Source organism: Campylobacter insulaenigrae NCTC 12927, assembly GCF_000816185.1.
In the GTDB taxonomy this organism is placed as follows: Bacteria; Campylobacterota; Campylobacteria; order Campylobacterales; family Campylobacteraceae; genus Campylobacter_D; species Campylobacter_D insulaenigrae.
On record NZ_CP007770.1, the window covers coordinates 686,144 to 704,254 of the forward strand.

Consider the following 18,111-nt stretch of genomic DNA (forward strand, 5'->3'; position numbering starts at 1 on the left):
ATGGCAACTTGTTTATATCCTGGTACCTTTGATCCTATTACAAATGGACATTTAGATGTAATTTTAAGGGCAAGTAAAATTTTTGATGAAGTTATTGTTGCAATAGCAAAAAATGATAGTAAAAATCCTTTATTTGATTTAAATCAAAGAGAGAAAATGGTTTTGTTTGCTACTAAAGAATTAACGAATGTGAAGATAGTTACTTTTGATAATTTACTTGTAAATTTTGCTAAAGAATTGGGAATTAATATTATTATTAGAGGATTAAGAGCAGTGAGTGATTTTGAATATGAATTACAAATTAGCTATGCAAATCATATGTTGTGGGAAAATTTAGAAACTATATATTTAATGCCAAATTTGAAAAATTCATTTATATCAAGTTCTATTGTAAGGTCTATTTATTTACATGGAGGAGATGTTAGTAAATTAGTGCCAAAACAAATTATACCTTTATTAAAGGAAAAATATGTATGTAGCCATTGAAGGAATTGATTGTGTAGGTAAAAGTACACAAATAGAAATTTTAAAAAAAAGTTTTAAAGATGCTATTTTTACTAAAGAACCTGGAGCAACTAAACTCGGAGAAAAAGTCAGAGAGCTTTTGCTTCAAAGTGAAGTTAAGATTTCAAAAAAAGCAGAACTTTTACTTTTTTTAGCAGATCGAGCAAATCATATAGATTTGGTTTTATCACAATATAAAAATAAATTAATAATTTCTGATAGAAGCTTTATTTCAGGAATAGCTTATGCTAGAAATGAATTTAACAAAGAAACACTTTTTGATCTTAATTTTTTTGCTACTAGTGGAAATTTTCCTAATAAAGTGGTATTTTTACATGCAAATAAAGAGCTTATAGGAGAAAGATTAGCTTCTAAAAAATTAGATACCATAGAAAAAAGAGGTATAAAATATTTTTTAGAAATTCAAGATGAATTAGAAAATACTTTAAATTTTTTAAAAGATAAAATTGATTTTGAAATTTTAAAACTTGATGCAAGTTTTAGCATACAAGATATACACAAACAAATTAAGGAATTTATTGATGATTAAAGCATTAAAAGGAATGAAAGATCTTTACGATGAGCAAGCTTTACTTTATGAAAAAGTTATAAAAATCTGTGAAGAAGTAGCAAGAAATTATGGATTTGATTTTATAAATTTTCCTCATTTAGAATTTACTAGATTATTTAAACGTAGTGTTGGGGAAAGTTCTGATATAGTCGGTAAAGAGATGTATGAATTTAAAGATAAAGCAGAAAATGAAGTTTGTTTAAGACCTGAAGGAACTGCAGGTGTAGTTAGATCGTATATAGAAGCAAAAATGGATAAAAACCAAAGTGTGAAAAAATGGTTCTATCACGGGTCAATGTTTCGTTATGAAAGACCTCAAAAAGGAAGATTGCGTGAATTTCATCAATTTGGTGTGGAAAGTTTTGGTAATCCTAGTGTATATGAAGATGTTAGTCTTATTGTAATGCTAAATGAAATTTTTTCTCGCTTAAATATAGTTACACAATTAAAAATTAATTCTTTAGGTTGTGCTACGTGTATTGGTGTTTATAAGGAAAAATTAATTGAGTATTTAAATTCTAAAGATGGATTTTGTGAAGATTGCCTTAGAAGGAAAAGATTAAATCCTATTAGGGTGTTAGATTGCAAAAATGAATTTTGTCAAGAATTAATCACAAATGCACCAAAAATGAGCGAACATTTATGTGAATGTTGTAAAAAAGATTATAAAAAATTACAACAACTTTTGCAAGATAATAAGATTTCATTTGAATGTGATGAAAAATTAGTACGCGGACTTGATTATTATTCTAAAACAGCTTTTGAATTTATTAGTAATGAAATTGGATCAAAATCTGCGATAGCAGGTGGTGGACGTTATGATAGATTGATTGAGTATTTAGGTGGTAAAAGTGGATATGGAGTTGGTTTTGCAATAGGAATTGAAAGAATTATGGCTATTTTAGAACAACAAAATTTGCAAAAACAACGAGAAGGAATTTATTTATGTGCTTTAGATTCATCTTATATAGATACTATTTTTAAACTTGCTAAAAATTTAAGAAAACAACATAAAGTTTTTTTGAGCTATGAAGCTAAAAAATTAGCTAAACATTTAAATCAGGCTGACATTTCTAATGCAAAAATATTTTTATGTGTAGGTGAAACAGAAATAAAAAATCAAGAAATCTTTTATAAAAATTTAGAAAATAAAGAAAATAAAAATATAAAACTTGTGGATTTGGAGAATGAATTATGAAAGATTATGGTATTAAAATTTGGGGAGCTAATAATTTTATTATAGAAAATGGTAGAGTTTGTATAAATCATGGTAAAAAACCAGCCATTATAGATATAGTAAATACTTTACGTGATGATGGATACAAAGGTCCTTTATTGCTTCGTTTTCCTCATTTAATCCATAAACAAATAGAACAAATTTATGAAAAATTTGCTAAAGCTAAAAAAGAATTTAATTACAAAGGTTCTTTTAATGCTGTATATCCATTAAAGGTTAATCAGTATCCAGGCTTTGTTAAAAATTTAGTTAAGCTTGGAAAGAATTACAATTATGGACTTGAAGCGGGTAGTAAAGCAGAATTACTATTGGCTATGGCCTATAATAATGAAGGCTCTCCTATAACTGTAAATGGTTTTAAAGATAAAGAGCTTATAAATATGGGTTTTATAGCTTGTGAAATGGGGCACAATATAACATTAACTATGGAAGGTCTTAATGAGCTTGAAGCAATGATTGATATTTCAAAAAATCGTTTTAAGCCAAAACCTAATATAGGTTTAAGAGTAAGACTTCATTCAGCTGGCGTTGGAATTTGGGCAAAAAGTGGAGGGATAAATTCTAAATTTGGACTTACCTCTACTGAGCTCATTGAGGCAGTAAATCTTTTAAAAGCAAACAAACTTTTAGATCAGTTTACTATGATACATTTTCATCTGGGTTCTCAGATTACAGAAATCCATCCATTAAAAAAGGCTTTAAATGAAGCAGGAAATATTTATACTGAACTTAGAAAAATGGGTGCAAAAAATTTACGAGCTATTAATCTTGGTGGAGGTTTAGCGGTAGAATACTCTCAATGTAAAGATGAAACTAGTAGAAACTATACTTTAAGTGAATATGCAAATGATGTGGTATTTATTTTAAAAAGTATTGCTGAACAAAAAAGAGATCTTGAACCTGATATTTTTATAGAAAGTGGGCGTTTTGTAGCAGCTAATCATGCTGTATTGGTTGCACCGGTATTAGAACTTTTTTCACAAGAATACACAGAAAGCAAGCTTTTGTTAAAAGAAAAAAATCCTAAATTAATTGATGAACTTTATGATTTATATAAAAATATAAAAGCTTCTAATGCTTTGGAATATTTACATGATAGTATAGATCACATGGAGAGTATTTTAACTTTATTTGATCTTGGTTATGTAGATTTACAGGATCGATCTAATAGTGAAATTTTAGTACATTTGATTATGAGAAAGGCAATTTCTTTAGTAGGAGATCAAGCAGATTTATCAAGTTTGCAAAATGAAGTGCAAGAAAGATATTTGGTTAATTTCTCCTTATTTCAATCATTGCCAGATTTTTGGGGCTTGGAGCAAAATTTTCCGATAATGCCCCTTGATAGGCTTAATAAAAAACCTACTAGAAGCGCAAGTATTTGGGATATTACTTGTGATAGTGATGGAGAAATTTCATATTCTAAAAATAATCCTTTATTTTTGCATGATATTGATGTAGAAGCTGAAAATTACTTTTTAGGATTTTTTCTTGTAGGAGCTTATCAAGAAGTGTTAGGAATGAAACATAATCTTTTTACTCATCCTACTGAAGCAAGTGTAAGCATAAGTGAAAAGGGTTTTGAAATAGAAAGTGTATTGGAGGCTCAGTCTATTTTAGATACTTTGGAAGATCTTGATTATGATATTCATGCAATTATGGATAATATCAATGAAAAAATTTATGCTTCTAAACTTGTAAATGAAAATCAAAAAAAGCATATTTTAGGTGAAATCTATTTATTTTTAAATGATAATGGATATTTAAAAAGTATTGGCTCAAAATAAATAAAACTAGGAAAATAATAATGATAGCAATTACAGGTGGAGGTACTGGAGGACATTTAGCTATTGCAAAATGTTTAATGCAAGGTGCAAAAAAGCAGAAAATCGAGTGTATTTACATAGGTAGTGAAAATGGACAAGATAGATTTTGGTTTGAACAAGAGGAAGGATTTAAGCAAAAATATTTTTTAAGTAGTCAAGGAGTTGTAAATAAAAAAGATTTAGCTAAAATTTATTCTTTCATTCATATTGTAAAACTAGCTTTGAGTGTAAAAAAAATTTTAAAAGATCAAAAAGTAAAGGCTGTATTTAGCGTGGGTGGTTATAGCAGTGCCCCTGCGGCTTTTGCATCTTTGATGAATAATATTCCCCTTTTAATCCATGAACAAAATTCTAAATTAGGAAGCTTAAATTCGCTTTTAAAACCTTTTTCTAAGGCTTTTTTCACCGCATTTAAAGACCAAATTGACAAGACAAACACTTTCTTTTGTCCCTACCCTATTAATGAAATCTTCATTCAAAAAGCAAGAGTGAGAACAAAATTGAAAAATATTATTTTTTTAGGAGGTTCTCAAGGGGCTAAATTTATAAACGATCTGGCCATAAATAATGCTTTGTATTTTAAGCAAAATGGTATTAATATTATTCATCAATGTGGAAAGAATGATTACCAAAGATGTAAAAAAGCTTATGATGATTTAAAAATAGATGTGGAACTTTTTGATTTTGATAAAAATTTAATTGAAAGAATTGTAAAAGCTGATTTGGCAGTTGCAAGATCAGGAGCAAGTTCTTTGTTTGAATTAAGTGCTAATGGTTTACCTTGTGTATTTATTCCTTATCCTTATGCTGCTAAAAATCATCAATATTATAATGCTTTGTATTTGAAAGAGTTAAATCTTTGTGAAATTTTCACTCAAGATTCCAAACAAGATTTTATAGAAATAATAAAAAATTTTAACTTGCAAACTAAGTCTTTGGCTTTAAATGAAATTGAACAAGAAAATGGAGCTGATTTTATGTTGCACAAGGCTAAAGAATTGGGTTTTATTTAAACAAAATACTTCCTAATCTTACCATATTAGAACCACACTGTATTGCAAGTTCAAAATCATCACTCATTCCCATGGAGCAAATTTTTGCTCCATATACACGAAGTTTTTCATAAATTTTAAAACTTTGTTCAAAGCTTTCTTTCGTTTTTGTTTCATCCATAGAACCTATACACATAATACCCATTAAATTTAAATTTAAACACTCTTCTTTTATTTGTAAGTATGTTTCTATGGCTTTAGTACTATCAATGCCATGTTTTGATTCTTCATTAGCAATGTTAATTTCAAGCAAGGTATCTAATTTATAATCAAGTCTTTTATTCACAGCTTTAGCAATTTTAATACCATTGCAAGATTGCCAAAGTATTGGTTTTTGTTTGATTAGTAAATTAATTTTATTACTTTGGAGATTACCTATAAAATGCCATTTTAGTTCATTTAAATCACATAATTGAGTTTTTTTCAAACTTAAAGCTTGTACTTGATTTTCACCAAATTCAACAACTCCTTGTTGAAATAAGATTCTAATTTGTTCGCTATCTACATACTTACTTGCTGCCACTAATCTTATATTTTGTTTGATTGTTTTATCAAAAATTGTTTTTAAATTCATTATAACTCACATTAATTCATAAAGTTTTTTACGCTCACTAGAACTTCCTATGCCAAGTTGCATACGATACTTAGTGATAGTTCTACGACCTAATTGTATGCTTGGAAACTCTTTTTGCGTTAATTCTAAAATTTTTAAATCACTTAAAGGTTTTTTAGGGTTTTCTTTTTTTACTAAATTACTTAAAAAATCTTTTATGGTGGCATTGGAAGTTTCACCATCATCTACTGCTGTAGTAAAAAATGCTTTTAAAGGTATTAATCCTCTATCACAACTTAAATATTTATTTGAAATAGCTCTTGAAATGGTAGAAGTGTTTCTTTCTAAATCTTGAGCTAAATCTTTAAGTTGCATGGGTTTTATGTCTCCACCAATAAAAAAATCATATTGATATTCTATAATCATAAGTCCTAATTTATAAAGGGTTGCTTTTCGCATATTGAGTGCATCAATTAAATTTTTAGCATCTTTTAGATAAGAACTTAAAAATTCATGATCTAATCCATCTGCTTCAAAGGAAATTTCAGGATAATATTCATCGTTAATTTTTATTTTAATTTCACCATTTTCTTGATAAATATATATATCAGGGATAATACTCATACTTTCTTCGAAATATTCTAAAAATGGTGGGATAGAAATTTTTTTGATGATTGAAATTGCTTTTTTATAAAGAGGATTTTTTGTGAAATCTTTAGCATTTTCTAAATTTAAAATAAGCATTTTGCAAAATTCATATAAATCATCTTCTAAATCAAAATGTTCTAGAGCAAAAATATATGCTTCTTGATTGTCTTTAGCACCCACTCCTATGGGATCAAGATATTTAAATCTTTGCCGTATTTTTTCAACCTCCAAAGGATCAAATTCACTTAAAATTTCCTCATCGTATTCAAAATAACCTTCATGAGTTAAACATTCTATTATTTTTTCTGCAATTAGTTGTGATTTTTTGGTAGGAAAAAAAGGTGGAATAATTTGTTCACTTAAGAGTTCATAGGCACTTTTATGACTTAAACTTTTAGAATCAATCATCTGTGCTGTAGCATTTTTACTAAAATATTCTTGAAAATATTTATTTTGATTAAGAGTTATATTAGAATTTTCTTTTATTTCTATGAAAGGATTTTCTTTTGCAAATTCATCTAAATTTTCTTTTAAGTCTTCTATATTAGCTTGTAATATAGGAAGCCATGATCTTAAAGTTTGTGATAATTTAGTCTTTTGAGTTATGGAAGTTTTTTGCTTTAACATCATTCAAGTTTAAACTCATTTCCAAGATAATATTTTTTTACATCATCATTATTTGCTATTTCATTTGCATTACCGCTTGCAAGTAACCTCCCACTTCTGATAACATAGGCTCTATCACAAATTGCTAGTGTTTCTCTAACATTGTGATCTGTAATTAAAACACCAATATTCATAGCTTTTAAATCTTTTATGAGGTTTTGAATTTCATTTACTGCTATAGGGTCAACACCGGCAAAAGGTTCATCTAAGAGTAGAAATTTAGGGTTACATATTAAAGATCGTGCTATTTCACAACGCCTTCTTTCTCCCCCACTTAAGCTTAGTCCTTTTCTGTGTCTAATAGGGTTTATACTTAATAATTCAAGCATTTGCTCTACTTTTTTATCTAAAAGATCTGGATCTTGATAAAATATTTGAGCTGCTAAGAGCAAATTGTCTTCCACACTTAAGTCTTTAAAAATACTACTTTCTTGAGGTAAATATCCTATGCCTATTTTTGCTCTTTTATTTAAAGGTTCTTTTGTAATATCTTTAGAATCTAAAAAAACTTTTCCATTAGTTGGTAAGATAAGCCCACATATCATATAAAAACTTGTAGTTTTTCCAGCTCCATTTGGTCCTAAAAGACCTACAACTTCACCACTTTGAATTTCTAAAGATACATCATGGATGATTTTTGTTTTTTTTATGGTTTTTTCTAAATTTTTTGCCTCGAGCTTACTCATAAATTATATACTTTCTTTTGTTTTCATAAGGAATAATTTCTAAAATTATATTAAAAATTTGGTATTTATCTAAATATTTTTTTAATTTTTCATCACCCCACTCTACTAGGTGCAAGCCATCTTCAAAAAAATTTTCTATTAAGCCATTTTTTACAAGTCCATCAAAACCTTCTTGATATATATCATAATGATATAATACACCATATTCAAATGGATAGCTTTGCATTATAGAAAAAGTCGGAGAATTTAATTTTTGTGAAATATTTAAAAATTTAGCAAAATTTTGTACTAATGTGGTTTTTCCACTTGCTAATTCACCTTTTAAAATAACAACCCCATTTTTTGGCATTGTTCTAAACAATGTCTCCAATTCATCTTGTTTTAAAACTAGTTCTTTCATTTTATTTTGATGACATATTTTTCTTGCATATTTTTTGGAATATTTTTACTTACAGGTATATCCAACACTTTATAAATATCTATATGTTCAATAAATTTAATACTGATTTCATCACCTATTTTAACATCTTTACTAGCTTTTGCAACTTGATTATTGATGTTCACTACACCACTTTTGCACATATCTTCTGAAATGGCCCTGCGTTTGGTAATATTAACTACATTTAAAAATTTATCTATTCTCATAAATATATTTTATCAGAATAACAATAAAAAGTAGCAAAATAATGAGATTTTTACATTACATTAAGCTAAATTCGTTAAATTTAAATTTGTCTTTTTTTAAAATAAAGGATACAAAATGAAAAAAAATATTAATAAAGTTGTATTAGCATATTCTGGTGGACTTGATACAAGTATCATTTTAAAATGGCTTCAAGATGAATATCAATGCGAAGTTGTTACTTTCACAGCTGATATTGGACAAGGAGAAGAACTAGAACCTGCTAGAAAAAAAGCTTTATCTTTAGGTGTAAAAGAAGAAAATATATTTATTAAAGATTTAAAAGATGAATTTGTAAAAGATTATGTATTTCCTATGTTTAGGGCAAATGCTATTTATGAAGGAGAATATTTACTTGGTACTAGCATAGCAAGACCTTTAATAACAAAGGCTTTAGTTGAAATTGCTAACTTAACAAAAGCAGATGCTATTAGTCATGGGGCTACTGGAAAAGGAAATGATCAGGTGCGTTTTGAATTAGGTGCTTTAGCGCTTAATTCAAATTTGGCTATTATAGCTCCTTGGAGAGAATGGGATTTAAATAGTCGTGAAAAACTTTTATCTTATGCACAAAAACATGGCATTGATATCAGTAAAAAACCTGGAAAATCTCCATATTCTATGGACGCTAATTTATTACATATTTCCTATGAAGGTTTGGTTTTAGAAGATCCTACTGTAAAACCTGAAACTGATATGTGGCGTTGGGTAAAAGATTTAAAAGATACTCCAAATGAGAGTGAAATAGTTGAATTAGAATTTAATAAAGGAGATTTAATTGCTATCAATGGAGAAAAAATGTCTCCCGCTCAACTTTTAACCAAATTAAATGAATTTGGCGCAAAACACGGTATTGGTCGTCTTGATATTGTAGAAAATCGCTATGTTGGGATGAAAAGTAGAGGTTGTTATGAAACACCTGGAGGAACTATACTTTTAAAAGCTCATCGTGCTATTGAAAGTATTACTTTAGATAAAGAAGCAGGACATTTAAAAGATGAGCTTATGCCAAAATATGCGCATTTAATTTATAATGGATATTGGTTTTCTCCTGAAAGATTGATGCTTCAAGCATTGATTGATGAATCTCAAAAATATGTAAATGGCAAGGTGAAATTGGAATTATTTAAAGGTAATGTTATAGTTATAGGAAGAGAAAGTGCTAAGGATAGTTTATTTAGTGAAGCTTACTGCACTTTTGAAGAAGATGAAGTGTATAATCAAAAAGATGCTGCAGGTTTTATAAGGCTAAATGCTTTACGATTTATTATTGCAGGAAAAAATGGTAGAAAATTTTAAGGAAGTAAGATGAAAGTTTTATTGATTAAAGATGTAAAAAGTTTAGGAAAAACAGGGGAAGTTAAAGAAGTTAAAGATGGTTATGGACAAAATTTTTTAATAGCTAAAGGTTTTGCTAAAGCTGCTACACACGAGGTGTTAAAGCAATATGAGGCTCAAGAGAAGAAAAAAGCAGAAAATTTGAGATTTGAATTAGCAAATTTAGAAAAAATGAAAGAAGAATTAGCAAAAATTACTATTATTATTAATAAAGCTGTAGGAGCTAATGGAGGATTATTTGGTGGTGTTACTAAAGATGAAATTGCACACGCTTTAAAAGAACAAAAAAATATAGAAATTGATAAAAAAAGTTTAGAATGTGAAACTATTAAAGAGCTAGGAATACATGAAATTTCTATAAAATTAGGTCATTCTATCCATGCTAAATTTAAGCTTGAAGTTAGAGGTGAATAATGTTTCATGCGACTACTATCTTAGCTTATAAGGGTAAGAATAAATCAGTTATTGGTGGAGATGGACAAGTAAGTTTTGGAAATACTGTACTTAAAAATAATGCAGTTAAGATTAGAAAATTAAATAATGGAAAAGTATTAGCCGGTTTTGCAGGAAGTACCGCAGATGCTTTTAATCTTTTTGATATGTTTGAAAAACTTTTATCAAGCTCTAAAGGAGATTTGCTAAAGGCTGCAATAGATTTTTCTAAAGAATGGCGTAAGGATAAATATTTAAGAAAATTGGAAGCTATGATGCTTGTGCTAGATAGAAAACATATTTTTTTACTTTCTGGAACCGGTGATGTGGTAGAACCTGAAGACGGGGAAATAGCAGCTATTGGAAGTGGTGGTAATTTTGCTTTATCAGCTGCTAGAGCTTTAGCTAAACATTCTAATTTAGATGAGGAAAATTTAGTAAAAGAAAGTTTACAAATAGCTGGTGAAATTTGTATTTATACTAATACAAATATAAAAACTTATGTGATTGAGGATGATAAATGAATTTAACTCCAAAAGAGATTGTCAAATTTTTAGATGATTATGTAATTGGCCAAAAAAATGCTAAAAAAATTATTGCAATAGCATTAAGAAATCGTTATAGAAGAATGCAACTTAGTCCTGAACTTCAAGATGATATTATGCCAAAAAATATCTTGATGATAGGATCAACTGGTGTAGGAAAAACAGAAATTGCAAGAAGGCTTGCTAAGATGATGGGAATGCCTTTTGTGAAAGTTGAGGCAAGCAAATATACTGAAGTAGGATTTGTAGGTCGAGATGTAGAAAGTATGGTAAGAGATTTAGCTAATGCTGCCTTAAATTTAGTCAAAAATGAAGAAAAAGAAAAAAATCAAGAAAAAATTGATAAATTTATAGAAAATAAAATACTAGAAAAACTTTTACCACCTTTACCAAAAGGCGTTAGTGAAGAAAAAGAGCAAGAATATAAAAATTCTTTAGAAAAAATGCGTTCTAAGCTCAAAGCGGGAGATTTAGATGATAGTGTAATCGAAATAGAAATCTCACAAAATGTTTTTGATGCTAATCCAAATTTACCTCCAGAAATGGGTGCTATGCAGGATATAGTTAAGGTAATTGGCGTGGGAAGTAAAAAGGTTAAAAAAGAAATAAAAATCAAAGATGCTAAGAATGCTTTACTCCAAGAAGCTAGCGATAAAATACTTGATATGGAAAGCATTAAAAGCGAGGCGTTAAGAAGAGCACAAAATGAAGGGATTATTTTTATAGATGAGATAGATAAAGTAGCGGTTTCAAGTTCAAATTCAAATCGCCAAGATCCTAGCAAAGAAGGTGTTCAAAGAGATTTATTGCCTATAGTAGAAGGTAGTACTGTACAAACTAAATTTGGTCCATTAAAAACCGATCATATCTTGTTTATAGCAGCTGGAGCTTTTCATCTTAGTAAACCAAGTGATTTAATTCCTGAACTTCAAGGGCGTTTTCCTTTGAGGGTTGAACTAGATAGTCTTAGTGAAGACGCTTTATACGAAATTTTAACACGACCTAAGAATTCTTTATTAACTCAGTATATAGAATTACTAAAAACAGAAGATGTTGAACTTGTTTTTGAAGATGAAGCGATTAAGGAGATTGCTAAAATTGCAAGCAAAGCAAATGAAGAAATGCAAGATATTGGAGCAAGACGTTTGCATACTGTAGTAGAAAAACTTTTAGAAGATATTAGTTTTGAGGCAGATGAATATGCAGGCAAGGTTTATAAAATAGATGATTTTAAAGTTCAAGTAAAACTCGGAGATATTGTAGAAAATAAAGACCTTGCTAGGTATATTTTGTGAAAAGTGGCTTTATAAGTATTGTGGGTAGAACAAATGCTGGAAAAAGTTCTATCCTAAATTCTTTATTAGAAGAAAAAATTGCGATAGTTTCGCACAAACAAAATGCAACTAGAAGAAAAATTAATGCTATTATCATGCATCAAGAAAACCAGCTGATTTTTATTGACACACCTGGCTTACATGTAAGTTCTAAAAGTATGAATCAACTTATGATTGATGTTGCTATGAAGAGTATTGCTGATTGTGATGTAATTTTGTTTGTAGCTAGCATTTATGATGATATTAAAGATTATGAGGCTTTTCTAAGTTTAAATCCTAAAGCTCCTCATCTTATTGTAATAAATAAAGTAGATTTAGTTCAAAAAGAAGTGTTGCTTAAAAAACTTAGTGAATATACTAAATTTAGTACTTGTTTTAAAGCTATAATACCTTATTCTGCTAAGCAAAAATTCTATAAAAAAATCTTGTTAAATGAGCTTGTTAAATATTTACCTGAGCATCCTTATTATTTTGATCCTGATTTTATTACAACTACAAATAAAAAAGATATTTATAGAGATTTTATACTTGAGGCTATCTATGAAAACTTAAGCGATGAAATTCCTTATAGCACTGAAGTAAGAATAGATAGAGTTAAAGAATTAGACACTATAGCTTATATTAATGCTACAATTATTAGTGATACTAAATCTCATAAAGCTATGGTTTTAGGAAAAGAAGGTGTAACTATTAAGCGTATAGGAAAAGATGCTCGTAAAAAAATAGAAAAATTAGCTCAAAATAAAATTATGCTAAAACTTTTTGTTCATCTTGAAAAAAATTGGCATAAGAATGAACAAAGTCTTAAAAAAATATTATATGATGAATAAATCACCCAAAACAAAAACTTTTTTATCTTATGAAAAACTTTTATATGTAAAATTTCAAGAAAAAATCAAAGAAGATGAAATTTTAACAAAAAGTTTTAATGAATTGGGTATTTTTGATGATTTTTCATATAAACTTGTTTATTTCTATGAAGATAATGCAACACATATATTTTTAGCCAAATTTGATGATATATTGAAAGATTATAGTTTTATTATTCCAGAACCTTTGATTTTCATAGCTTATGTTAAGAAGTATCGAATAAAAGGAAAGAATTTATTTTTAGTTTATAAAGAAAAATATGTCATTTTAGTAGAATATCAAGATGATAGATTTCAGTTTTGTCAAACTATACCATTAATAAAATTAGATTTAAATTTCAAAGAGAAATTAAAAATATCATATGAGAATGTGATAGAGATTGATGGAATTAATTTTACATGCGATCAAAATATGAATCTTTACAAAGATTTATTAGATATAAATGTTGATTTCAAGCTTAATTTATCATCAAACAAGAAATTTAAATTAAAAGAGTGTTTGAGTTTTAAATTTTTGATTGCATTGATAAGTGGCAGTTTTATTGCATTTTTGATTATATTGTTTGTATTAATTAAAAATTATTTTATTCAAAAAGAAATTGTAAAAATGGAAATTTTAATTAGCGAGCAAAAACAATCGTTTAATTTTATAAAAGAAAAAGAAAAACAGCGAGATAAAATATCACAAGAATACGATGAGATCTTACAAAAAATTAATACCTTAAAAATATTTTATAATGATACTGTATGTTATAAACATCTGTATAATTTTATAAAGGTTTTAAATTTGCATAATATTTTCATAGAATCTTTAGAAATCGAAAAGAACAAATTTGTTATAGAAATTTCAAGAGATTATGAATTCTATGATGATTATAAAAAATATAATTTTATATTGAAAAATAAAGAAATTTATGATGATAAAGTTAAACTATTTTTTGAAATTAACTTATAATAATTTAGAAAATTTTTTTACTAAATTATCTAATAGAGAATTTATTTTACTACTAATTTTGTGTTTTGTACTTGGATTTTTTATTGTCTATATAAGTTTTTTTGAAAGAATTCAAAATAATTATCAAAATTTAAAACAAGATTTAGAAAATTTAAAAACAATTCATTATGAAAATAATCAACTTTTACAAGATTTTAATGATACAGAATATGATTTATCATTAAAAGAACAACTTGAAATGTTTAAACAAGATTATCAAAGTAAAATACAGCATATAGAAAGAAATCTTAACAAAATACAAGCTCAAAAAGTGAAATTTAATACTTTTCATCAAAATGATGATTTTTTTATGTTTTATAATATCAAACTTGAATTTATAAGTGATTTTAATTCTGCGATGAAATTTATTAATAATATTCAAGATGATGTTAAGATTCAAAATATAAATTTTAAAAAAGAAGGGAAAGAATTAAAAATTTCTTTAAATTTAATTTTTGCACTAGTATAAACATTACTTTTTTGATAAAATTATACAAACATGGCAGATGATCGCTTCTTTAAGAAGAGGAAAGTCCGAGCTGCAATAAGACAAAGATTCCATCTAACGGATGGCTAGGGCGACCTAAGGGAAAGTGCAACAGAAAGAAAACTACCATGATATTTTTTCATGGAAAAGGTGAAATGGTGAGGTAAAAGCTCACCAGTAGCCTTGGTAACAAGGCTAGCTATGTAAACCCAATCTGCAGCAAGAAGGGGTGGTTTTAGTCTTATATTTTAACCCTTCGCTTGATTTTGTTTGCAAAAACAAAACTAGATAAATGATCATTCAAGACAGAACTCGGCTTATAGCCATGTTTATTTTATATAAGCAGAAGCTTTTTGAAGCTTTTGTAAATTTGATGCAAGCTCATCTTGCTTTTTTTTCATAAGAGCAATGGCTTCTTTTGTTAATGCCAATGCTTCATTTGGATAGCTTTTAAAATCAGGTTTTTCTATCAACTTAGCTATTTTTTCTATATCTTCAGTATAAACAGCTAATTTAAATTCATCTATCCATTTATTTTCATTCATTTTTGATGCACTTCTCTCCAAGCTTCAAGTAAGCCCTTTACTACATTAATGACTTCATCGACTCTAGCTTCATTATTTTCTATATTTGATAAAGAAAGAAGTTGTAATTGTCTTGTGTATAAGCCACTAAGATAATGAGCAACCTCCCCTCCTCTATCATAATCAAGGCAATTTATCAATTCTATGAAAATTGCACTTGTTCTTTTTACATAATAAACTCTTTCTTCTATATTTTCATTTTGTATGGCGAGTTTGATCCTACTAGCAAATCTTAAAACACCACCATAAAGCATCTCTATTAATTTTTCTTGAGATTCTACCCCTATTTGATTTTGTGAATATGCACTATAAACTGCATTATTTACCATAAGAATCCTTTCTTATATTAGGAATTTTGATTATTTGCTGCATTGATCATATTTAATATTACATTTGCTTGATTATTTAATTTAGAAATAATCCCATCATACGCAGCCCATCTTGCCCACATTGTATCGTATCTATCCTCGATAGATTTTTTAGTATCTTCTGTGGTTTTGTTTAAATTTTTAGCTTCTTTTGTGAGTGATTCTTTATATCCACCAAACGATCCATCAGAGCTTACCATTTCTTTTAAATTATTTTTTAATTTACCAAAAGTTCCAGTTTCTTCTTTGTATTTTGAATACATAGTTTTAGCACTTAAACCAAATTGACTTAAGAAATTTTTATCACCTTTAATCTCAAGATTACTTCCTGAAGTTCCCTTGATTTTAAATTGCACGCTATCTTTGCTGCCATTGTTGATAATATCAAAGCTAGCTTCTAAACCTTCTAAACCAAAACTATTGATATGATCTACTAAATTTTTCGCCATTTCAGCATTATCTTTTCCAGTTAATACAAAATCAGTTCCATCTTTATTTTTTGATAAGTCTATAGTTTCATCGTTATAAACTATTTTGAAATCTTTACCTTTAAAATCTATTTTATCATTGCTATTTTTATGTAAATCAACCTTATTTCCGATTAAATCAAGGTCTTCAAAACCGCTACTTCCTACGAAAAACTTTTCTGCTATTTTAGGATCTTCATTAACTTTAGAATTAAATTTAGAAGAATCAAAACTCATTGTTCCATCTAATAAAGTCAAACCAAAGTCAGCCAAAGACAAGCTCACTTTAGAAGATACTTTTGTGCCTTCTGAAGTATCACTATCTCCTACTGTTACTGTTCCATCAACTGTTATAGTTTGAAGCAGAATTTGATTAACCTGAGCTTTTATATCATAAATTTCACTTACTCCTACGAAATTTCCTTTTGTTCCAGCATCAGGATCATATTTTGTAGCTGCGGTGATGTTTAGCATCAAATCATTGTAAGCTTTAGCTAAATTTTGTAACGATTCTGATATAGCTTCTGTGTCTTGAGCTACATTAAAGTTTATCTCACCTTTTTGTTTTAAGTCTAATGTGATATCAGGACCTATATCTTTGATAGTATTAGTCGGTCTTGACATTTGTACTCCATCGACGCTAAAAATAGCATCTGCTCCTTTTTGTATATGATTTTTTGTGCTATCTTTTACATTATAACCTTGAGGAGTTTTATCAATATCTAAAGTAATACCAAATTTATTTTTAAGTAAATCTGTGGCATTTTTATCTCTTTGATAATTATCTTGATCAATATTACCGCTAGAATCTTTTGCATAACCACCATCAAATATACCTAGTTCCCCACCACCAGTAGATTTGAAAGCAACTGTTTTTTTAGTGGAATCTAATTCTAAAGTAATTTTTCCACCTGATTGTTTTTCTAATTCTTCTCTTAAGCTTTTATAGGTAGTATTACTATCTATGTTTATAGTGTATCTATCATAACCACTACCATTTTTAAGCACAAAGGTTAGGGAAGTTGGAGTTGTTGAAGTTCCATTTAAGAGTTTGTCGTTTTCTGTGATATTACCATTGTTATTCAATGTTCCGGAAATTTTATCTAGACTATTACTATTCCCTGTCTCTCTAAAACCAAAAAGCCCTCCAGCACTAATGCTATCTTTATCAATTTTCCAACCTAATTTTTCTAAAAGTGTTTCATCTCCTGAAAATGAGATATTATTTTGAACACCTGTTTCGCTACTTTGTACTACTAAACGATAAGGATTGTTTTTATCTCCTGTATTGACTATTTTAGCTTCTATTTTGCCACCACCTGCAGCATTGATTTGCTCTGCAAGTTTAGTAAAGCTAGTATCTTTGTCTATTTTAATTTCATAAGATTTTCCATCTTGAGTAATGGTAAATTTAGTTTCTTTTTCTGGTAATCCTAAAGCTTTTAAAACTGATTCGGTTTTATCTTTAAAACCATTACTTTGATACACATCTTTTTGAGCAAGCTGATCTACTTTTACTGTCATATTTTTTAAATCTGACAAAGAACCTACGGTCAATCCAGCAGCAGCACTATCTCCACTAACGCTAGGAGAAACTTTCTTTTTGTTAAATTGACTTGCATCTCCAAGGCTATTTACAGCAGTTTGAAAAGCTAAAAGTTTAGCTTCTAATTCTGCTAAATCTTTTTGTCTTGAAGTATTAGTTTCAAGCTGTGAGTTATAAAGTTTTAATTGAGAATTTAACTCTGCTTCTTTAAGTTTATTAAGTGTTTCACTTGTTAATACACCTGAACCTATCCCCAAACTTCCTAAACTACCTATTGCCATCTTAGCTCTCCTTGTCGAAAATTGTTCCTATAACACCTTTGAAATGCTCTATTAATTTCATCACTTCATCTGTTGGAATTTTGCGTATTAACCTGCCAGTATTTTTCTCTGTCACATTAACATACATCTCATTGATTTTGTCATTATAGGCAAAACGCACATTGGTTTCTAAAGTTTCCATTTGTTTATTAAGCTTATCTGTAGCATCTTTTAATTTTTCATTTAAATTCTCATCCTGATTATTTAAATTTTGATGCTGTGTTTGTATATCATCTGTCGATGGTTTTTCCACATTTTTTGCGCCATAATGATGTGTGACATTATCTCTTTGAATGCCATTGATATTCATTTTAAACTCCTTTTTAAAAGACTTTAAAACCCAATATCGACAAATTCTATAAAAACTTAATAATTTGACATTAAAAACTTAACAAAAAAGTT

At 28.1% G+C, this 18,111-nt stretch carries 21 protein-coding genes and 1 other RNA gene; 13 read left to right on the forward strand and 9 right to left on the reverse strand.

The features are described 5' to 3' along the window. From coaD to murG, 5 genes are read left to right on the forward strand one after another with little or no spacing between them, the layout of a single operon-like run. Positions 1-486, forward strand: coding sequence for a pantetheine-phosphate adenylyltransferase (gene coaD / locus CINS_RS03580; RefSeq protein WP_039649909.1), 486 nt, complete (start codon positions 1-3; stop codon positions 484-486). After that, complete coding sequence (gene tmk / locus CINS_RS03585; protein WP_039649911.1) at positions 470-1,054, forward strand: dTMP kinase; 585 nt, start codon at positions 470-472, stop codon at positions 1,052-1,054. Before coaD ends, tmk begins: the two co-directional genes overlap by 17 nt. Beyond that, complete coding sequence (gene hisS / locus CINS_RS03590; protein ID WP_039649913.1) at positions 1,047-2,273, forward strand: histidine--tRNA ligase; 1,227 nt, start codon at positions 1,047-1,049, stop codon at positions 2,271-2,273. Before tmk ends, hisS begins: the two co-directional genes overlap by 8 nt. Continuing rightward, on the forward strand, positions 2,270-4,099 hold the full coding sequence (gene speA / locus CINS_RS03595; protein WP_039649916.1) for a biosynthetic arginine decarboxylase: 1,830 nt from the start codon (positions 2,270-2,272) through the stop codon (positions 4,097-4,099). The genes hisS and speA overlap by 4 nt, the downstream gene beginning before the upstream one ends. A gap of 17 nt (positions 4,100-4,116) precedes the next feature. Next, positions 4,117-5,151, forward strand: a complete 1,035-nt coding sequence (gene murG / locus CINS_RS03600; RefSeq protein WP_232012957.1) for an undecaprenyldiphospho-muramoylpentapeptide beta-N-acetylglucosaminyltransferase — start codon at positions 4,117-4,119, stop codon at positions 5,149-5,151. On the opposite strand, the gene CINS_RS03605 is transcribed toward murG, so the two are convergent. The 5 genes from CINS_RS03605 to CINS_RS03625 are packed head-to-tail and all read right to left on the reverse strand — an operon-like array spanning position 5,144 to position 8,388. Next, the gene (locus tag CINS_RS03605; protein WP_039649920.1) at positions 5,144-5,764 is read right to left on the reverse strand and encodes a YggS family pyridoxal phosphate-dependent enzyme; all 621 of its coding nucleotides are present in this window, start codon (positions 5,762-5,764) and stop codon (positions 5,144-5,146) included. The genes murG and CINS_RS03605 overlap by 8 nt on opposite strands. Positions 5,765-5,770: 6 nt before the next feature. Beyond that, a complete protein-coding gene (locus CINS_RS03610) occupies positions 5,771-7,018 on the reverse strand; it encodes an RNA polymerase factor sigma-54 (protein WP_039651357.1) in 1,248 nt (415 codons plus the stop codon). Further along, on the reverse strand, positions 7,018-7,743 hold the full coding sequence (gene lptB, locus CINS_RS03615) for an LPS export ABC transporter ATP-binding protein (protein ID WP_039649921.1): 726 nt from the start codon (positions 7,741-7,743) through the stop codon (positions 7,018-7,020). Before lptB ends, CINS_RS03610 begins: the two co-directional genes overlap by 1 nt. After that, entirely contained in the window at positions 7,736-8,143 is a 408-nt protein-coding gene (tsaE, locus tag CINS_RS03620) for a tRNA (adenosine(37)-N6)-threonylcarbamoyltransferase complex ATPase subunit type 1 TsaE (protein WP_039649923.1), read from the reverse strand. Before tsaE ends, lptB begins: the two co-directional genes overlap by 8 nt. After that, positions 8,140-8,388, reverse strand: coding sequence for an RNA-binding S4 domain-containing protein (locus tag CINS_RS03625; protein ID WP_039649925.1), 249 nt, complete (start codon positions 8,386-8,388; stop codon positions 8,140-8,142). Before CINS_RS03625 ends, tsaE begins: the two co-directional genes overlap by 4 nt. A gap of 115 nt (positions 8,389-8,503) precedes the next feature. Between CINS_RS03625 and CINS_RS03630 the strand changes: the two genes are divergently transcribed. The 8 genes from CINS_RS03630 to rnpB all read left to right on the forward strand — a co-directional run bounded on the left by CINS_RS03630 (position 8,504) and on the right by rnpB (position 14,760). Next, the gene (locus CINS_RS03630; protein ID WP_039649928.1) at positions 8,504-9,724 is read left to right on the forward strand and encodes an argininosuccinate synthase; all 1,221 of its coding nucleotides are present in this window, start codon (positions 8,504-8,506) and stop codon (positions 9,722-9,724) included. 9 nt (positions 9,725-9,733) lie between these two features. Further along, the gene (gene rplI / locus CINS_RS03635; protein WP_039649930.1) at positions 9,734-10,177 is read left to right on the forward strand and encodes a 50S ribosomal protein L9; all 444 of its coding nucleotides are present in this window, start codon (positions 9,734-9,736) and stop codon (positions 10,175-10,177) included. Continuing rightward, positions 10,177-10,719, forward strand: a complete 543-nt coding sequence (gene hslV, locus CINS_RS03640) for an ATP-dependent protease subunit HslV (protein WP_039649932.1) — start codon at positions 10,177-10,179, stop codon at positions 10,717-10,719. The genes rplI and hslV overlap by 1 nt, the downstream gene beginning before the upstream one ends. Beyond that, on the forward strand, positions 10,716-12,035 hold the full coding sequence (gene hslU, locus CINS_RS03645; RefSeq protein WP_039649934.1) for an ATP-dependent protease ATPase subunit HslU: 1,320 nt from the start codon (positions 10,716-10,718) through the stop codon (positions 12,033-12,035). Before hslV ends, hslU begins: the two co-directional genes overlap by 4 nt. Next, positions 12,032-12,904, forward strand: a complete 873-nt coding sequence (gene era, locus CINS_RS03650) for a GTPase Era (protein WP_039649937.1) — start codon at positions 12,032-12,034, stop codon at positions 12,902-12,904. Before hslU ends, era begins: the two co-directional genes overlap by 4 nt. After that, positions 12,894-13,898: a hypothetical protein gene (locus CINS_RS03655; protein WP_126437487.1), complete on the forward strand. Its 1,005-nt coding sequence runs from the start codon at positions 12,894-12,896 to the stop codon at positions 13,896-13,898. The genes era and CINS_RS03655 overlap by 11 nt, the downstream gene beginning before the upstream one ends. After that, positions 13,858-14,406, forward strand: a complete 549-nt coding sequence (locus CINS_RS03660) for a hypothetical protein (RefSeq protein ID WP_039649941.1) — start codon at positions 13,858-13,860, stop codon at positions 14,404-14,406. Before CINS_RS03655 ends, CINS_RS03660 begins: the two co-directional genes overlap by 41 nt. Positions 14,407-14,431: 25 nt before the next feature. Then, an RNA gene (gene rnpB / locus CINS_RS07670) (RNase P RNA component class A) lies at positions 14,432-14,760 on the forward strand. Here rnpB and CINS_RS03665 read toward each other — a convergent pair. The 4 genes from CINS_RS03665 to CINS_RS03685 are packed head-to-tail and all read right to left on the reverse strand — an operon-like array spanning position 14,754 to position 18,019. Beyond that, on the reverse strand, positions 14,754-14,969 hold the full coding sequence (locus tag CINS_RS03665; RefSeq protein ID WP_039649943.1) for a hypothetical protein: 216 nt from the start codon (positions 14,967-14,969) through the stop codon (positions 14,754-14,756). The two genes, rnpB and CINS_RS03665, sit on opposite strands and share 7 nt — an antisense overlap. Next, positions 14,966-15,337: a flagellar export chaperone FliS gene (fliS, locus tag CINS_RS03670; RefSeq protein WP_039649945.1), complete on the reverse strand. Its 372-nt coding sequence runs from the start codon at positions 15,335-15,337 to the stop codon at positions 14,966-14,968. Before fliS ends, CINS_RS03665 begins: the two co-directional genes overlap by 4 nt. A gap of 17 nt (positions 15,338-15,354) precedes the next feature. After that, on the reverse strand, positions 15,355-17,670 hold the full coding sequence (fliD, locus tag CINS_RS07615; RefSeq protein WP_052251961.1) for a flagellar filament capping protein FliD: 2,316 nt from the start codon (positions 17,668-17,670) through the stop codon (positions 15,355-15,357). Between the two features lies 1 nt (position 17,671). Then, positions 17,672-18,019 (reverse strand): FlaG family protein, encoded by a 348-nt coding sequence (locus CINS_RS03685; RefSeq protein ID WP_039649946.1) that lies wholly within the window; start codon positions 18,017-18,019, stop codon positions 17,672-17,674. Positions 18,020-18,111 lie beyond the last annotated feature (92 nt).